This window comes from Bacteroides sp. f07 (genome assembly GCF_042854785.1).
Lineage (GTDB): Bacteria > Bacteroidota > Bacteroidia > Bacteroidales > Bacteroidaceae > Bacteroides.
Genome location: NZ_BAABXI010000011.1, coordinates 1 through 872, shown reverse-complemented (window position 1 = coordinate 872; position 872 = coordinate 1). Strand labels below are relative to the sequence as shown.

Sequence of the window (872 nt, the reverse complement as noted above, 5' to 3'; positions counted from 1 at the left end):
AATATTAAAGAATGTTTATTTTACAGATTCGGGAATAATTGTCAATATAATACTCCTAATACAAAACTGTCAAAATGATACTCACGACTCTCTATTTTGCAAATATTTCAGATAGATGCAGGATATACGCAGGGGGGAGAGACAGAGAAATGCACCATGCATGCTAGATGCCAATTATTATATCAATAAATATAGAAAAGTCCCTTTTGTGTGTGATAAGGATATGTGAATTCTTTAATACTCGGTTTATTTGTTAGTTCTATCTTGTTTGTCTAAATATAGCCACTAGGAAAAAGAGGAACTTTATACACCAAGTAGTTATTTCTCATCCTCATTTACCCTTTATGCAATCTATCAAATCTTAACTCCTATAAAAATATCATATGCCTAGTTTTCATATAATTAAACTTCTTTTTTTACAGGTTTGAAATTCTTTCACTTCCCCAAAAGTAGCAATATACCTTATTAATAATAGCAATATGCTATTAAATATACATTATATAGTCTCTTTAGAAAAACGTATCAAACAGATATCCTTTCAAATTATCCCGCAAATAAATTTGATATTTTTTTGTTGTTTTGCTTTGTTTTTAATAAAATGTGCTTATTTTTGCAAAAACCTACAGACAAATAGACAACTATTGTATTAACCAAATATTTAGGGAGCGTATGAAAAGAAGATTTGTGTTGTTATTAGCCTGCTTATTGGCAGGAATCGGTCTGGCAATTGCCCAAACACCTAAAGAAATCACAGGTGTTGTCATTTCGGAAGAAGACAACCAGCCTGTTGTAGGGGCATCCGTACTAGTGAAAGGCACGACTATAGGAACTACCACCAATCTGGATGGAAAGTTCACTATCAGTAATGCACC

1 protein-coding gene is annotated in these 872 nt (G+C 32.1%); it reads left to right on the top strand.

The window, feature by feature from the left end:
* Positions 1–669 precede the first annotated feature (669 nt).
* Positions 670–872: carboxypeptidase-like regulatory domain-containing protein (locus ACGHVY_RS24785; RefSeq protein ID WP_390602131.1), on the top strand; the 203-nt coding region annotated here is incomplete at its 3' end.